Below are 15,337 nucleotides of genomic sequence, written 5' to 3' on the forward strand. Positions count from 1 at the left end.
GTCAGCGATGCCGCATGCACGCGGCTGGCGTTATTGAGTGTCTGCATGGTTTCCCCGCTGGTAGTGCAGGGATCGTGCCGTAAAGTCCGCGGCGGGGGCGCGAGCTTGCCTGAAAGATGCATCGGCGGTGCCGATCCGGGGTAGGCGTGGTGGCGGTTTGTGCCATGCGTTCCAGAAAGCGGTTCACTGCTGATCAGCGCCGCGTTTTCACCGGCAGGCGGCGCGAGATGGCGGGGGCGCCCATCTCGCAGACCGTTTGGCGGGCCGGTGTCAAGCGTGAATGGCGAAGCGCAGGCGGGAGGGGGATCGTGTCGGAGGACGTGGCGGCGCAAGGCGTCGCCACGGGGCAGGGGTTACAGCGATTACAGCGATTGCAGCGGGATGGTGCCGGGCAGGGTGGCCGGCGTGGAGCAAGGCTCTTCGTCGAAGGCGATGTCGCCCAGCGGGTTGGCTTCGCCGTTGGCCTTGATGTCCTGGAAGCCGAACAGGTCGCGGTCCATCAGGTGCGACGGCACCACGGTCGACAGCGCCGAGAAGATGTTGTCCACCCGGCCCGGGTGCTTCTTGTCCCATTCGCGCATCAGGTTCTTGATCTGCTTGCGCTGCAGGTTTTCCTGCGAGCCGCACAGGTCGCACGGGATGATGGGGAAGCCTTTCACTTCGGCGTAGCGCTCGGTGTCGGCTTCCTTCACGTAGGCCATCGGGCGGATCACCATGTGCTTGCCGTCGTCCGACACCAGCTTGGCCGGCATGCCTTTGAGCTTGCCGCCGAAGAACATGTTGAGGAAGAAGGTTTCCAGGATGTCGTCGCGGTGGTGGCCGAGGGCGATCTTGTTGCAGCCCAGCTCGTCGGCCACGCGGTACAGGATGCCGCGCCGCAGGCGCGAGCACAGCGAGCAGGTGGTCTTGCCTTCCGGGATCAGGCGCTTGACGATGCTGTAGGTGTCCTGGTTTTCAATGTGGTAGGGAATGCCCAGCTTGTCCAGGTAGGCCGGCAGGATCTCGGCCGGGAAGTTGGGCTGCTTCTGGTCCAGGTTGACCGCCACGATCTCGAAGTTGATCGGCGCGCGCTCGCGCAAGGTCATCAGGATGTCGAGCAGCGCGTAGCTGTCCTTGCCGCCGGACAGGCACACCATCACCTTGTCGCCGTCCTCGATCATGTTGAAGTCGCCGATGGCCTGGCCCACCAGGCGGCACAGGCGCTTGTGCAGTTTGTTGTTTTCCAGCGCGATCTTTTCGGCCGATTTGCCGGCCGGGGCGTCCATGACTGCGTTCATTACACGTTGTCCTTGATCTGGAATACTTCCACGCCCACGCCTTCGCAATCCGGGTAGACGTCCGGCTTCATGGTCGACACGCGCACGGCGCGCACACGCGGGTGCGACAGCATGGCTTTCACCACATCGTCGCACAGGGTTTCCTGCAGGTGCACATGGCCTTCGGCCATGCGGCGCGCGATGGTGTCGCGCATGAAATCGTAGTCCACCACTTCGTGCAGCTCGTCGGCGCTCGGGGTCGACAGCGCCAGCGGGATGTACAGGTCCACATTGATCAGGACGCGCTGCTCGCCCTTCTTCTCGAAATCGTGCACGCCGATGTTGATCAGCACTTCGTAGTTGCGCAGGAACAGGCGGCGGCAGTCTTGGAGCCGGGGGTGGGTCAGGGCGGACAGCATGGTTGAACTTTCAGTAAAGAGTATAAATATTGTTTCGCGAATTATTTCGCGAGGAACATCACGTCGCGCGGCGAAGCCTGCAGATGCTGGCCGCCGTCCACCAGCAGGGTGGTGCCGGTCAGCGCGCGCGCGCCGGCCGCGTACAGCACGGCGGCCACGATGTCCTCCGGCGTGCTGGAACGGCCCAGCGGCGTTTGCGTGTGCGCCTTGGCGAAGCCTGCTTCGCTCTGGTCGCCGGACACCAGCGTGATGCCGGGCGCAATGCCGACCACGCGCACTTTCGGCGCCAGTTCCTGGGCCAGCAAGGTCGTGGCCGTATGCAGCGCGGCCTTGGACAAGGTGTAGGACAGGAAGTCGGGATTGAGATTGTACAGTTTTTGGTCGAGCAGATTCAAAACCGCCGCCTGCGCGCCGTCCGGCGTGGCCGCGTGCAGCGCCTGCGCCAGCAGGATGGGCGCGGCCACGTTGGCCGCCATGTGCGCCTCCAGCCGCGCCAGCGTGAAGTCGGCCGCGCTGTCGTAGTCGAACAGCGAGGCGTTGTTGACCACGCAGGACACCGGCCCCAGCGCGGCGGCCGCCTGCGGCAGCAGCGCGCGCACGGCCGCCTCGTCGGCCAGGTCGCAGGGCAGGGCGGCGGCGCGCCGGCCCATGGCGGCAATCTGCGCCACCACCTGCTGCGCTTCGGCCAGCGAGTGGCGGTAATGCACGGCCACGTCCCAGCCGGCTTGCGCCATGCCGAGCGCGATGGCGCGCCCGATGCGGCGCCCGGCGCCGGTCACCAGCGCCACCGGCGCGGCCGTGGCGGCCGCCGCGGGCATGGGCACCGCCGAGTTCTCTGCCTGAGTCATGAATGGTTCCGTCGAAATTGTTTAAAATGCCGGGATGTCCCTACCCGCACCTTCTAGCGACGCGCTGGCCGCGTCCCACGCCCTGCAGCACCTGATCGCCGCCGACATCGCGCGCGCGCCGGGCGCCATTCCCTTTGCCCGCTTTATGGAGCTGGCCTTGTACGCGCCCGGCCTGGGCTACTACAGCGGCGGCGCCGCCAAGCTGGGCAAGGATGGCGATTTTACAACCGCTCCCGAGCTGACGCCGCTGTTCGGCGCCGCGCTGGCCCAGGTGGCAGCCGCTATTATCGCTCAAAGCGCGCCGCGCATCCTTGAGTTCGGCGCCGGCACCGGCAAGCTGGCCTTCGACATCCTGAGCGAGCTGGCGGCGGCCGGCGTGGCGCTGGAGCAGTACGCCATTGTCGAGCTGTCCGGCGAGCTGCGCGCACGCCAGCAGGAAAAGCTGCGCGCTTTCCCGCAGGTGGTGTGGCTGGACGCCTTGCCCGATGCGTGGGACGGCGTGGTGTTCGGCAACGAGGTGCTGGACGCCATGCCGGTGCACCTGGTGCGCAAGACCGCAGCCGGCTGGCGCGAGCTGCACGTGACCATCGAAGCGGGCAGCTTCGCCTACCAGGAGCAAGCCCTGGGCGGGGAGCTGCAGCGGCAGCTGGCCTTCCAGATCGGCGCCGAGGCGGAAGCCGCACTGCCGGAAGGCTATGAAACCGAACTGCACGGCACCGCCTGCGGCTTCATGGCCACGCTGGCGCGCATGGTGGCCAAGGGCCGCGGCGCGGCTTTCCTGTTCGACTACGGCTTCCCCGGCCACGAGTACTACCTGGACCAGCGCGACAAGGGCACCCTGATGTGCCACTACCGCCACCACGCGCACGCCGAGCCGTTCTACCTGCCCGGCCTGCAGGACATCACCGCCCACGTGGACTTCACCGCCATGGCGCTGGCCGCGCAGGACGCCGGCGCGGCCGTGCTGGCGTATATGAACCAGGCTTCCTTCCTGATCGGCGCCGGGGTGGGCGAGCTGCTGCTGCGCACCGACCCGGCCGATGCCAAGGCGTATCTGCCGCAGGCGAACGCCCTGCAGCGCCTGCTGTCCCCGGCAGAGATGGGCGAGCTGTTCAAGGTGTTGGTCATAGGCAACAATGTGGCGCTGCCGCCTGCGCTGGCCGCGTCCGACCGCAGCCACCGGCTGTAATCCCCGGCATTGCCCGAATTGCCACGCTTTTCATCATGTGTTTGATGGGATAGCCAGCCCGGAATCAGCTATGATGATCGATTCAGCGCGGTCCCCCGTCGCGGCGCGCTTGTCGAAAAGTTAATGGAACGATGGGAAAGATACACACTCACTATGACAACCTGAAAGTGGCGCGCATGGCGCCGCAGGAAGTCATACGTGCCGCCTACAAGGCGCTCAGCCAGAAATACCATCCGGACAAGAATCCGGGCGACGAGAAGGCGGCGCGCATCATGGCCATCCTCAACAGCGCCTACGGCACCCTGGCCGATCCGCAGCGCCGCAAGGAGCACGACGAGTGGATCGCCGCCGAGGAGTGGGAAATCGAGTGGCTGGAAAGCACCCGCCACGAGGACGGCCACAAGCCGGCCCGCCACGCCGGGCCCGAGCATGCCTGGCCCGAACCCATGGACCCGCCGCGCGCGGTGCGCTCGGCCTGGCGCCGCAACTGGAAATGGGGCGTGGCGCTGGGCGCCAGCCTGGTCGTGGGCTGGGTGGGCGGCGTGATGTCCGCCGGCCAGCCGCGCCTGCAGGCCGTGCTGGCCGCCGCGCTGGGCAATAAAAGCGAGCTCAGTGCGGCGGCGCCGGTGGCCGCCTCGTCCGCCGCCGCGTCCGGCGTGCCGGGGCACGGTTCCCGTGCCGACGCCAAGGCCGACCCGCTGGCCGACAGCTGGGCCGTGGCGAAACCCTACGCCGCCGAGAGCGGCGTGCTGCGCGCGCCGCTGATCAAGGTGGTGGCGCTGTCCCAGGTGGTGCTGCCCGGCGCCGCCGCTGCCGCAACCCCGGCCGACTGCGACAGCGAGGCCCAGGCCGCCGCGCTGGCGGCGCCCAACGGCGAGCCGTGGCCGGCGCGCTCCGGCTACGTGGAAGGCTTTCCGATCCAGAACAAGGGCGAGGACATGCAGCTTACCCTGGACAACAGCGGCAACGACTCGCCCGTCTTCATCAAGGTGTACGACCTGGAGCGCAAATCGAACGTGCGCTACGCCTATGTGCTGGCGCGCGACAGCTGGGTGGTCGACAAGCTGGCCAGCGGGAAATACGAGATCCGCTACCAGAATATCGACCCGGCCGGCGACAAGGCCGGCTGCCGCCGCAAGGGGCAGCAGGCCGGCTGAGCGCGCCGCGCCGCACCCCGGCGCGGCCATTGTTGCCAGGATGCGGCGCAGCGGACGGCGGGGGTTGTCAGGCTATTAAAATCTGATTATGCTGGGAACCAGAGATTCAGCGCCGGGAGAGCGTATCCGCGCGGCATCGCGCGACCTTGGAGAACGTATGACCGATTCAAACGCTGCAGACGACAACTGGCTGCTCGACGAGGACGAAGAGGAAGCGCCGGCTGTCGGACTGGCTGCCCCGGACCAGCGCCTGTGGCGCGTGCTGATCGTCGACGACGACGTCGATGTGCACGCGGTGACCCGGCTGGCCCTGCGCAACGTCAGCTTCAAGGGACGCGAGCTGGAACTGTTCTCGGCCTACAGCGGGCGCGAAGCCTACGACATCCTGCGCAACACGCCCGACATTGCCCTGGTGCTGCTGGACGTGGTGATGGAAACCGACGACGCCGGCCTGCTGCTGGCGCGCCGCATCCGCGAAGAGCTGCACAACGCCATCGTGCGCGTGGTGCTGCGCACCGGCCAGCCCGGCCAGGCGCCCGAGCAGCGCGTCATCATCGAATACGACATCAACGATTACAAGGCCAAGACCGAGCTCACCACGCAGAAGCTGTTTACCACGGTGATCTCGGCGCTGCGCGCCTACGAGAGCCTGAACATGCTCGAACGCAGCCGCGTGGGCCTGGGCAAGATCCTGGCCGGCGCCACCAATCTGTACCAGATCCATTCGCTGCGCGAGTTCGCCTCGGGCGTGCTGAACCAGGTGTCGGCCATCCTGGACGTGGGCGCGGACGGCGTGCTGTGCCTGATGCAGGGCGAGAACGGCCCGGCCACCGTGGTGGCCGCCACCGGCAGCTACGCACCGCTGGCCGAGAACGAGCGCATGCCGGTGGCGCACCCGCTGTGGCCCACCATCGCCAAGGCCTTCGCCGAAAAGAAAAGCCAGTTCGAGCATCCCGCCAACGTGCTGTTCATCCACACCCAGGAGCGTGAAGTGGCCATTTCCGTCACGCCGCCCTGGCCGCTGGCGCAGATCCAGCGCGACCTGCTGGAAGTGTTCTGCCAGCGCATCGCCGCCGCGTTCGACAACCTGTACATGTTCGGCCAGCTGCGCAAGGCGCAGGAAGCCACCGTGGTGGCGCTGGCCGACCTGGCCGAGTTCCGCGACAGCGGCACCGGCGGCCACGTGCGCCGGGTGCAGGCGCTGTCCTCGGCCATCGCCGCGCGCATGAAGGAGCGCGGCGCGTATCCGGACGAGCTGACCCCGCAGCTGCTGGACATGATAGGCCTGGCGTCCATCCTGCACGACGTGGGCAAGGTGGCCACGCCGGACCATATCCTGCTCAAGCCGGGCGCGCATACGCCGGACGAGCAGGTGCAGATGCGCACCCACGCCGAGGTGGGCCGCACGATACTGGAGCGCGCCGCCAACATGGTGGACGGCCCCAGCTATCTGCACTTCGGCGCCGAGATCGCCGGCGGCCACCACGAGCATTTCGACGGCCAGGGCTATCCCAACGGCCTGAAGGGGCACGAGATTCCCCTCTCGGCGCGCATCGTGGCGGTGGTGGATGTGTTCGATTCGCTGCTGCACGAGCGGCCCTACAAGGAACCGTGGCCCTATCCGGAAGTGATGACTTACATCAAGGCCCGCAACGGCAGCCAGTTCGATCCCGAAGTGGTGCAGGCGCTGCTGGACGTCATCGAGCGCGACCCCACGCTGGGCCAGCAGCCGGAGTCGGCCAAGTAGCACGGCCGGCGGGTGTGGCGGGGCAGCCCCGCCGCGCGCCGGATCTGCCCGGAATGCTTCGTAAATTCGCGCAAATCTCTCCAATTCTCACCCGTCCGTAATATACTTTGCCCATAGGCAGCCCGCCGCCGCACCCCTGCGCGCCGCTGCCATCACCTGCGCCACGCCCATGCGCGGACGAATTCCGGACACCGACATGAACCCCTTCCCGGGCTTAAGCACCGCGCTCAGCGCGCTCATCATCGAGCCCCACCCGGGCATGCGCGCCAGCTTGCACAATATGCTCAACCTGTGCGGCGTCACCCGCATCGAGGACGCCAGCAGCGCCGGCCAGGCAGTGCGCATGCTGTCGAGCAAAACCTACGATATCGTGCTGTGCGAATACAGCCTGGACGGCGGGCAGGACGGCCAGCAGATGCTGGAGGATTTGCGCCACCACCGCCTGATCCAGCCGGCCACGCTGTTTTTCATGGTCACCGGCGAGGGCCAGTTCAACAAGGTGGTCAGCGCGGCCGAGCTGCAGCCGAACGACTACATCCTGAAACCTTTCACGGCCGACAATATGCTGGAGCGCATCGCGCGCGCGCTGGACAAGCGCAACGCGCTGTCCGGCATCCGGCAACTGGTGACGCTGGGCGACCAGCGCGGCGCCATCGCCGCCTGCGTGGCGGGCGAGCAGGAGCAGCCGCGCTACGCGGCCGACTTCCAGCGCCTGCGCGCCGAGTTGCACGTGGAACTGGGCGAGCCGGAGCTGGCCGAGCCCATCTATGCCGAGCTGTACGCCGGCAAGCAGATCCACTGGGCCCGGCTGGGCCAGGCCAAGTGCCTGTTCCTGCGCGGCGCGCACGAGGAATCGCAGGCCATGCTGGCGGCGCTGGTGGAGCAGAACAAGCGCTTCCTGGACGCCTACGACTGGCTGGCCCGCACCCATGAAGTGGGCAGCGACTGGAGCCGCGCGCAGGCCGTGCTGAGCACGGCGGTGGAACTGTCGCCGCACGCGGTGCGCCGCCTGCGCCGGCTGGGGGAGGTGGCGCTGGAAGCGGGCGACCTGGACACCGCCGAGCAGGCCTGGAAGCAGGTGGTGAGCAAGGCCCGCTTCTCGGAATTCCGCGACCCGGAAGACCACGCGCGGCTGGTGTCGGCGCTGGTGCGCAAGGGCGACCCGGTGCAGGCCGCCGCCGTGATCCGCGACCTCGACAAGTCGCTGGCCGGGCAGCGCAACACCGCCGTGTGCAGCGCCATTTCGTCGGCCATGCTGCACGAATACACGGGCAACGAGGCGCGGCTGGAGGAGTCCATCCATTTCGCGCTGGCCGGCTGCCGCCGCGCCACCGGCTTGTCGAACGACTTGCGGCTGGAGCTGGCGCGCACCTGCCTGGAAGGCGGCAAGCCGGAACAGGCCGCCGAAGTGCTGCGCGGCGTGATGCGCAATGCCGGCAGCCCGGCCGCCATGGCCAAGGCCATGCGGGTGCTGGAAGACGCCGGCCACGGCGAGCTAGCGCAGCAGCTGGCGGCCGAGAGCCGCCAGGAAGTGGTGGACATGGTGGCGGTGGGGGCGGCGCGCGCCAAGGAAGGCGATTTCCGCGGCGCGGTGGAGCTGATGATGGAAGCGGTGGCCAAGCTGCCCGAGAACGGCCAGGTGGTGTTCAACGCGGCCGTGGCGGTGCTCAAATGCCTGGAGAACACCGGCTGGGACGAGATGCTGGGCCAGGACGCGCTGAATCTGATTGCCAGCGTGCGCCGGCTGGACCCGGTCAACCCCAAGCTCACCGCGCTGTCCGCGCTGCACCTGGACATATTGAAGAAATACAACATCCGGCCGGGGCGCCTGGCGGCAATGTAGCGCCCCGCGCGGCAGGCGGCGCTACAATGGCTTGCCAACCCGCTTGCCTGTGCGCTGGCCTACGCGCTTGCCTACCCTATCGGAGCCAGTTCCATGCCGTCAGCGTCTTCTCCGAATCCAGATCCGCGCCCGGTGCGCGGCCCCCTGCTGAAGAAGCTGTGCAGCGACGAAGGCGTGTTCGCGCTGGGGGTGTCGGTGGCGCGCGTGGTGCAGCTGGTCGATTCGGACGAAGGCGGCACCCAGGAGCTGGCCTACTACGTGCTGTCGGACGCGGCGCTCACGCAAAAGGTGCTGCGCATCGCCAACACGCCGCGCTACCGCAGCGTGGGCGGCATCGCCGTCACCACGATCTCGCGCGCGATTTCCCTGCTCGGCTTCGATAACGTGAAGACCACCGCGCTGGCCATGCTGCTGGTGGACACCCTGGACAACGGCAAGCACGCGCAAAGCGTGCGGGTGGAGCTGGAGGCGGCCTTGTGCGCCAGCCTGTTCGGGCGCGAGCTGGCCCGCCTCAGCGCCTACCAGGGCGCCGAGGAAGCCTCCATCGGCGCGCTGTTCAAGAACATCGGCCCACTGCTGATCGCCTCCCAGCAGCATGAGCGCTACCGTGAAATCAATGCCCTGGTGGCGGGCGGCGCGCACACGCCGAGCCAGGCCTCGCAGATGATACTGGGCAGCACCTACGACACGCTGTCGGCCGCCATCCTCAACGAATGGAAGATACCGGACGTGATCGTGCGCTCGATCGGCGCCTTGCCGCCGGCGCCGGTGCAAAAGCCGCCCGCGAACCGGCAGGACTGGGTGCGGCTGGTGGTGTCCTTCAGCATGGACGCGGCGCGCGCGCTGGTGCGGCCGGGCGCCCTGGCGCCGGACGTGGTCAGGGCGCTGTTCGAGCGCTACGGCGCGGCGCTGGGGCTGGAGCGGCCGCGCCTGGAGGACATGCTGGGCGCCATCCGCCGCGAAATGGACGAGCTGCTCGACAGCCTGCAGCTGCAGCAGGCGCCCCCGCCGCCGGACGAGGGCGCGGAAGGCTTGCCCAACGTGCTGCTGCTGGCCACCATGGACGCTGGCGGCAGCCTGTCCGAGGGCCAGCATGCCAGCGGCAAGCCCTACAACGCGCGCGAGCAGCTGCTGGCCGGCGTGCAGGAGGTGGCGCAGATGCGCGCAGCGGGGCGCTGCAAGGTGAACGAGGTGATCCAGGCGGTGCTGGAAACGCTGTACCGCAGCATGGGCTTCCGCTTTGCCACCGTGTGCCTGCGGGACGTGCGCAGCGGCACGTTCCGGGCCCGCATCGCGTTTGGCGAACAGCACGCGGCGCGCATGGCAGGCTTTGCCTTTCCGCTGGCCGGTGGACCGGGCAGCGACCTGTTCCACCTGGCCATGCAGAACGACGCCGACCTGATGATAGCCGACGCCAGCGTGCCCAAGATCCGCGACCTGCTGCCGGACTGGCACCGCAGGCTGCTGCCGGACGCGCGCAGCTTCATCGTGCTGCCGCTGGTGGTGCAGGGCGTGCAGCTGGGCCTGTTCTACGCCGACCGCCGCGAGGCGGCGCCGGAAGGCGTGCCGCCGGACGAAACCTCGCTGATCCGCGCGCTCAAGGGCCAGGTGGTGGCGGCGCTGACGCCGGCGTGACGCGCGGCGGGTTACGGCGCCAGGCGCCTAACCCGCCCTACGACACCGCGGCGGAGGCAAAGCCGTAGGGCGGGTTAGCACAGCGTAACCCGCCGTGCCTGCGCAGCGAGGGCCTCGAACTCGGCCACCGGCACCGGCCTGGCGAACAGATAACCCTGCGCTTCCTCGCAGCCCTTGCTGCGCAGGAAGGCGCGCTGGGCGGCGGTTTCCACGCCTTCCGCCACCACCGCCAGCCCCAGCGAATGGGCCAGCGCAATGGTGGCGGCCACGATCACCGCGTCGTTCGGGTCGCTCTCGATGTCCTTCACGAAACCGCGGTCGATCTTGATGCGGTCCAGCTCGAACAGCTTGAGGTAGCTGAGCGAGGAGTAGCCGGTGCCGAAATCGTCGATGGCCACCTTCAGCCCGCGCGAGCGCAGTTCGCGCAGCAGCGTGCGGCTGCGCTCGGGGTCCTGCATGGCGGCCGACTCGGTGATCTCCAGCTCCAGCAGCGCAGGGTCGATGCCGCTTTCGGCCAGCAGCCGGTCCAGCAGCGGCAGCAGGGCGCCGCCGTGGCACTGGCGTGCCGACAGGTTGACCGCCAGCCGCAGATGGCCCAGGCCGCCGTCGCGCCACTGCCGCAGCCGCTGCACCGCGCACTTCAGCACCCATTCGCCCAGCGGCAGGATGAGGCCGGATTCCTCGGCGATCGGGATGAAGCGGTCCGGCCCCACCATGCCCAGTTCGGGATGGTGCCAGCGCAGCAGCGCCTCGGCGCCGATCACGCTGCCGTGTTCAAGCTCCACCTGGGCCTGCAGGTAGAGCTCGAATTCGTTTTGCTCCAGCGCCTGCCACAGCCGGCTTTCCAGCAGCAGGCGCTCGTGGGTGGCGGCGTTCATGGCCGGCGCGAAGAACTGGAAGTTGCCGCGGCCCTGGCTCTTGGCGGCATACATGGCGGTGTCGGCGTGGCGCAGCAGGGTGGGGCCGTCCACGCCGTCGGACGGGAACATGGCCACGCCCACGCTGGCGCCGCTGTGGATGGTTTTACCCTGCAGCACAAAGGGCGTGCTCAGCGCTTCCACGATGCGCACCGCCACCTGGCTGGCGCTGTCGGGCGTGACGTTGTTGCCCGCCAGGATGATGAATTCGTCGCCGCCCAGGCGGGCGATGGTGTCCACTTCGCGCAGCAGCTCGCGCAGGCGGCCGGCCACGCCGATCAGCAGCAGGTCGCCCACCTGGTGGCCGTGGGTGTCGTTGATCTTCTTGAAGTGGTCGAGGTCGATGAACATGACGGCGCCGGCGGCCTGGCTGCGGCGGGCCTGGGCCAGCAGCTGGTCCAGCCGCAGGTTCAGCGACAGGCGGTTGTCCAGGCCGGTGAGCGGGTCGTGGTGGGCCAGGCGGTAGATGCGTTCCTGGGCGCGCTGCTGCTCGGTCAGGTCGTGCAGGATGGCCACGAACAAATGCTCGTCCGGCAGCTCCACTTCGCTCACCGAGACCGCGAGCGGGAAGCTGCTGCCGTCGCTGCGCCAGCCGGTGGCCTCGTGTTCGTGGGTGACGCCGCTGGCGATGCTGCGCAGCAGGCCGGCGGCGGTGTCGCCTTCGGCCACCGGCAGCAGGTGCTCCAGGCGCAGCCCGGGCATTTGCTCGGGCGCGTAGCCGAACAGGCGCCCGGCTGCGCCGTTGGCCGACACCAGGGCGCCGTCGCTGGAAATGGTGAGGATGGCGTCGGCCGCCTTGTCCAGGATGGCCTGCAGCCTGGCCTCGCGCTCGCGCAGGCGCGCGGTGGCATCTTTCACCTGCGCCTGGATCAGCACGCGCTCGCCCGAGATCAGCAGCATCATGCCGCCCAGCAGGGCCGTCAGCAGCAGGCCGCAGGTGAGCACGGTCCAGCTCTGCCAGCCGCGCTGGGCCGCCGCGTAGTCCGCCGTGGGCGCCACCGTCAGCAGGTAGTCGCGCCCGCCGAAGCGCAGGCGGCGCTGCACGTCGCCCGCCTGCGCCGCGCGCGGCAGGCGGTCGTGCATGGTCTGCGGGGCCGGGCCGCTGATGTCCTGCAGGCGCACCTGCAGGGCCGGGAAGTTTACCTGCGCAATGGCGCGCTCGATGTAGGAATCGGCGTGGATGGAAATCAGCAGCATGCCGATGGTGGCGGCGTCGTCGCCGGCCGCGCGCACCGCCTGCAGCAGAATGATGCCCTGCTCCTCGCCGCGGCGGAACAGCGTCACCGGCGCGCTGACGGTGGGCTGGCCGCTGCGCAGCGCTTGCCGCACCGCCGTGCTGCGCACCGGTTCGCTGAAAAAGTCGATGCCCAGGTAGCGCCTGCTGCTCATGGGCTCGATATAGGTCGACACCATGTACTCCGGCCGGTCGGCGGCGCGTTGCAGGCGCCGGATGCCGGCGCCTTCGCGCACCTCGAAATCCGGGACGATGGCTTGTTTGCCCCACTGCTCGTAGGCGGGGCGCTGCGCGTGGCTGAGCGGCTTGAGCCAGCTCATCGACAGCAGTTCCGGGCGCTTGTCGAGATAGCCCGAGGCAAAGTTGCTGAAGTCGCCTGCGTCCATCGCGCGGCGTGGATCGTTGAGCGCTTTCGACATGGCGTAGATGAAGCGCTCGTGTTCGCTGAACTGGGCTTGCAGCTGGTCGCCCAGTTGCTGCGACTTGAGGCGGAAGGTTTGCATCTGCTGCGCGCTTTCCCAATGCTCGACCTGGAAGTAGATCCCCACGAACACCGCAGTCGACAGCAGCAACGGCAGGCCCACCAGCCAGCGCCGGCGCCGCCACAGCGGGCGCGGCTGGCCGATGGCAATCCAGGTCAGCGGCGCAGCCAGCAGCATGCCGGTGGTGTCGCCCAGCCACCAGGTGAACCAGTTGACCGGCAGCGCCGCCGGCGGCAGCGTGCCCAGCAGTCCGCTGCTGCCGATGGCCACGGTGCTGCTGACCAGGGCCAGCAGCGGCGCCAGCAGCATGAAGCTGAGGACGTCGCGCCCGCGCCCCAGTGCCGGCTGGATGAGGCGCCGCAGCACCAGCATGGCCACCCAGGCCTGCAGCGCGGCGCCGGCGCCCGAGGCCAGCGCGACGGCCAGCGGCAAACCGCCGGGGAAGGTCAGCGCGCCCGAGACGCCCAGCGGGATCAGGTTCACCAGCACCGCGCCCAGCGCGACAGCGGGCAGCAGGCGCGGCCCCAGCGTGAACACGGTGGCCAGCGCAATGCCGGCGGGCAGGAACAGCGGGGTGGCGTAGGCGGCGCCCAGGGCCATTTCCAGGCCCAGCCGGCCGGCAGCGACGTAAACCAGCAGCAGCGCCACATTGGCCAGCAGCGTCTGGCGCCAGCGGCGCGGGAGGACTCGTGTTTCCAAACTGGCTCCAGTCTTGGCGGTCGTACGTTGAAGGTCGGCCCTTGAATGCTGTCGATTCTATAAGAAATCATTCAACTTAAAAACAACACTTGCACATTCACATTCTTGTGATTACAATCTCGCCCCGAAGCAGACGAAACATCGCAGCTTGCAGGTAGAACGGTAAAACGAACTGCAAAACAGCGTTGACAAGTCAAGCAAGTTGCTTCATACTCTGCGGTTCCTCGCGGAGGGGTGGCCGAGTGGTTAAAGGCGACAGACTGTAAATCTGTTCTTTCGAGTACGCTGGTTCGAATCCAGCCCCCTCCACCAAGTTTTTGCAAGAAAACTGAGTGATAGTAGTGAAGATGATCTAAACCTCGCGGGTGTAGCTCAATGGTAGAGCAGAAGCCTTCCAAGCTTACGACGAGGGTTCGATTCCCTTCACCCGCTCCAGTTAGCTTGCATCTATGTGGTACATCGCAACAAATACAGCCCTTGTAGCTCAGTGGTAGAGCACTCCCTTGGTAAGGGAGAGGCCACGTGTTCAATCCACGTCAAGGGCACCAGAATTCGCAGTACCAATATCGGCAGTATCTTCAGACAGTCGGGCGCGTGCCCTGCACACTTATCAAATTGTTAGGAGTCTAAAATGGCAAAAGGTAAATTCGAGCGGACTAAACCGCACGTGAACGTTGGCACCATCGGTCACGTTGACCATGGCAAGACGACCCTGACCGCTGCAATCGCTACCGTTCTGTCGAAGAAATTCGGCGGCGAAGCCAAAGCATACGACCAGATCGATGCTGCACCAGAAGAAAAAGCACGCGGCATTACCATCAACACCGCGCACGTTGAGTACGAAACCGCTTCGCGTCACTACGCGCACGTTGACTGCCCAGGCCACAGCACCAGAAGAAAAAGCACGCGGCATTACCATCAACACCGCGCACGTTGAGTACGAAACCGCTTCGCGTCACTACGCGCACGTTGACTGCCCAGGCCACGCCGACTACATCAAGAACATGATTACCGGTGCTGCGCAGATGGACGGCGCGATCCTGGTTTGCTCCGCAGCTGACGGCCCAATGCCACAGACCCGCGAGCACATCCTGCTGGCGCGCCAGGTTGGCGTTCCATACATCGTTGTGTTCCTGAACAAGTGCGACCTGGTCGACGACGAAGAGCTGCTGGAACTGGTTGAGATGGAAGTGCGCGAGCTGCTGTCGAAATACGAGTTCCCAGGCGACGACCTGCCTATCATCAAAGGTTCGGCACGTAAAGCACTGGACGGCGACACCGGTCCTCTGGGCGAAGTAGCTGCTGTCGAAATACGAGTTCCCAGGCGACGACCTGCCTATCATCAAAGGTTCGGCACGTAAAGCACTGGACGGCGACACCGGTCCTCTGGGCGAAGTRGCCATCATGGCMCTGGCCGACGCACTGGACAGCTACATCCCTACGCCAGAGCGCGCAGTGGACGGCGCCTTCCTGATGCCAGTRGAAGACGTGTTCTCGATCTCGGGCCGCGGCACCGTGGTGACCGGTCGTGTTGAGCGCGGCATCATCAAAGTCGGCGAAGAAATCGAAATCGTTGGTATCACCGACACCGTSAARACCACCTGCACCGGCGTGGAAATGTTCCGCAAGCTGCTGGACCAGGGTCAAGCCGGCGACAACGTTGGCCTGCTGCTGCGCGGCACCAAGCGTGAAGACNACCACCTGCACCGGCGTGGAAATGTTCCGCAAGCTGCTGGACCAGGGTCAAGCCGGCGACAACGTTGGCCTGCTGCTGCGCGGCACCAAGCGTGAAGACGTACAGCGTGGTCAGGTTCTGGCGAAGCCAGGCTCGATCAAGCCGCACAACCACTTCACCGGCGAGATCTATGTTCTGTCGAAAGACGAAGGCGGCCGTCACACCCCGTTCTTCAA

9 protein-coding genes, 3 tRNA genes and 2 pseudogenes are annotated in these 15,337 nt (G+C 67.1%); 10 read left to right on the plus strand and 4 right to left on the minus strand.

Annotated elements, in window-relative coordinates:
- Positions 1–362 precede the first annotated feature (362 nt).
- From ttcA to ASC94_RS23435, 3 genes are read right to left on the minus strand one after another with little or no spacing between them, the layout of a single operon-like run.
- Positions 363–1,277 (minus strand): tRNA 2-thiocytidine(32) synthetase TtcA, encoded by a 915-nt coding sequence (gene ttcA, locus ASC94_RS23425; protein ID WP_056401384.1) that lies wholly within the window; start codon positions 1,275–1,277, stop codon positions 363–365.
- Complete coding sequence (locus ASC94_RS23430; protein ID WP_056401387.1) at positions 1,277–1,675, minus strand: dihydroneopterin aldolase; 399 nt, start codon at positions 1,673–1,675, stop codon at positions 1,277–1,279. The genes ttcA and ASC94_RS23430 overlap by 1 nt, the downstream gene beginning before the upstream one ends.
- 41 nt (positions 1,676–1,716) lie before the next feature.
- Positions 1,717–2,523, minus strand: coding sequence for an SDR family oxidoreductase (locus ASC94_RS23435; RefSeq protein WP_056401390.1), 807 nt, complete (start codon positions 2,521–2,523; stop codon positions 1,717–1,719).
- A gap of 34 nt (positions 2,524–2,557) precedes the next feature.
- Between ASC94_RS23435 and ASC94_RS23440 the strand changes: the two genes are divergently transcribed.
- The 5 genes from ASC94_RS23440 to ASC94_RS23460 all read left to right on the plus strand — a co-directional run bounded on the left by ASC94_RS23440 (position 2,558) and on the right by ASC94_RS23460 (position 10,094).
- On the plus strand, positions 2,558–3,712 hold the full coding sequence (locus tag ASC94_RS23440) for a class I SAM-dependent methyltransferase (RefSeq protein ID WP_056401393.1): 1,155 nt from the start codon (positions 2,558–2,560) through the stop codon (positions 3,710–3,712).
- Positions 3,713–3,843: 131 nt separating this feature from the next.
- Entirely contained in the window at positions 3,844–4,869 is a 1,026-nt protein-coding gene (locus ASC94_RS23445) for a J domain-containing protein (RefSeq protein WP_082616774.1), read from the plus strand.
- A 157-nt stretch (positions 4,870–5,026) separates the two neighbouring features.
- The gene (locus ASC94_RS23450) at positions 5,027–6,616 is read left to right on the plus strand and encodes a DUF3369 domain-containing protein (protein WP_056401395.1); all 1,590 of its coding nucleotides are present in this window, start codon (positions 5,027–5,029) and stop codon (positions 6,614–6,616) included.
- A 196-nt stretch (positions 6,617–6,812) separates the two neighbouring features.
- Complete coding sequence (locus tag ASC94_RS23455) at positions 6,813–8,459, plus strand: tetratricopeptide repeat-containing response regulator (protein WP_056401397.1); 1,647 nt, start codon at positions 6,813–6,815, stop codon at positions 8,457–8,459.
- A 93-nt stretch (positions 8,460–8,552) separates the two neighbouring features.
- Positions 8,553–10,094 carry an HDOD domain-containing protein gene (locus ASC94_RS23460; protein ID WP_056401400.1) on the plus strand — a complete coding sequence of 514 codons (1,542 nt, stop codon included), beginning with the start codon at positions 8,553–8,555 and terminating at the stop codon, positions 10,092–10,094.
- A gap of 74 nt (positions 10,095–10,168) precedes the next feature.
- On the opposite strand, the gene ASC94_RS23465 is transcribed toward ASC94_RS23460, so the two are convergent.
- Positions 10,169–13,426, minus strand: coding sequence for an EAL domain-containing protein (locus ASC94_RS23465; RefSeq protein ID WP_056401403.1), 3,258 nt, complete (start codon positions 13,424–13,426; stop codon positions 10,169–10,171).
- Positions 13,427–13,654: 228 nt separating this feature from the next.
- On the opposite strand from ASC94_RS23465, the gene ASC94_RS23470 reads away from it, so the two are divergent.
- The 5 genes and pseudogenes from ASC94_RS23470 to ASC94_RS33855 all read left to right on the plus strand — a co-directional run.
- Positions 13,655–13,738, plus strand: a tRNA-Tyr gene (locus tag ASC94_RS23470).
- A 49-nt stretch (positions 13,739–13,787) separates the two neighbouring features.
- Positions 13,788–13,861 (plus strand) — tRNA-Gly (locus tag ASC94_RS23475).
- Positions 13,862–13,899: 38 nt separating this feature from the next.
- Positions 13,900–13,974: transfer RNA gene (locus ASC94_RS23480), tRNA-Thr, on the plus strand.
- 83 nt (positions 13,975–14,057) lie between these two features.
- Positions 14,058–15,121: pseudogene (locus ASC94_RS23485) on the plus strand (GTP-binding protein); the annotation flags it as partial.
- A 1-nt stretch (position 15,122) separates the two neighbouring features.
- Positions 15,123–15,337: pseudogene (locus tag ASC94_RS33855) on the plus strand (EF-Tu/IF-2/RF-3 family GTPase); the annotation flags it as partial.

This window comes from Massilia sp. Root418 (assembly GCF_001425265.1).
In the GTDB taxonomy this organism is placed as follows: Bacteria; Pseudomonadota; Gammaproteobacteria; order Burkholderiales; family Burkholderiaceae_D; genus Rugamonas.

What these genes read in the sequence shown, in the direction of transcription:
- ttcA (WP_056401384.1), bottom strand. Translation starts at nt 1,277, where the DNA reads ATGAACGCAGTCATGGACGCCCCGGCCGGCAAATCGGCCGAAAAGATC.
- ASC94_RS23430 (WP_056401387.1), bottom strand. Translation starts at nt 1,675, where the DNA reads ATGCTGTCCGCCCTGACCCACCCCCGGCTCCAAGACTGCCGCCGCCTG.
- ASC94_RS23435 (WP_056401390.1), bottom strand. Translation starts at nt 2,523, where the DNA reads ATGACTCAGGCAGAGAACTCGGCGGTGCCCATGCCCGCGGCGGCCGCC.
- ASC94_RS23440 (WP_056401393.1), top strand. Translation starts at nt 2,558, where the DNA reads ATGTCCCTACCCGCACCTTCTAGCGACGCGCTGGCCGCGTCCCACGCC.
- ASC94_RS23445 (WP_082616774.1), top strand. Translation starts at nt 3,844, where the DNA reads ATGGGAAAGATACACACTCACTATGACAACCTGAAAGTGGCGCGCATG.
- ASC94_RS23450 (WP_056401395.1), top strand. Translation starts at nt 5,027, where the DNA reads ATGACCGATTCAAACGCTGCAGACGACAACTGGCTGCTCGACGAGGAC.
- ASC94_RS23455 (WP_056401397.1), top strand. Translation starts at nt 6,813, where the DNA reads ATGAACCCCTTCCCGGGCTTAAGCACCGCGCTCAGCGCGCTCATCATC.
- ASC94_RS23460 (WP_056401400.1), top strand. Translation starts at nt 8,553, where the DNA reads ATGCCGTCAGCGTCTTCTCCGAATCCAGATCCGCGCCCGGTGCGCGGC.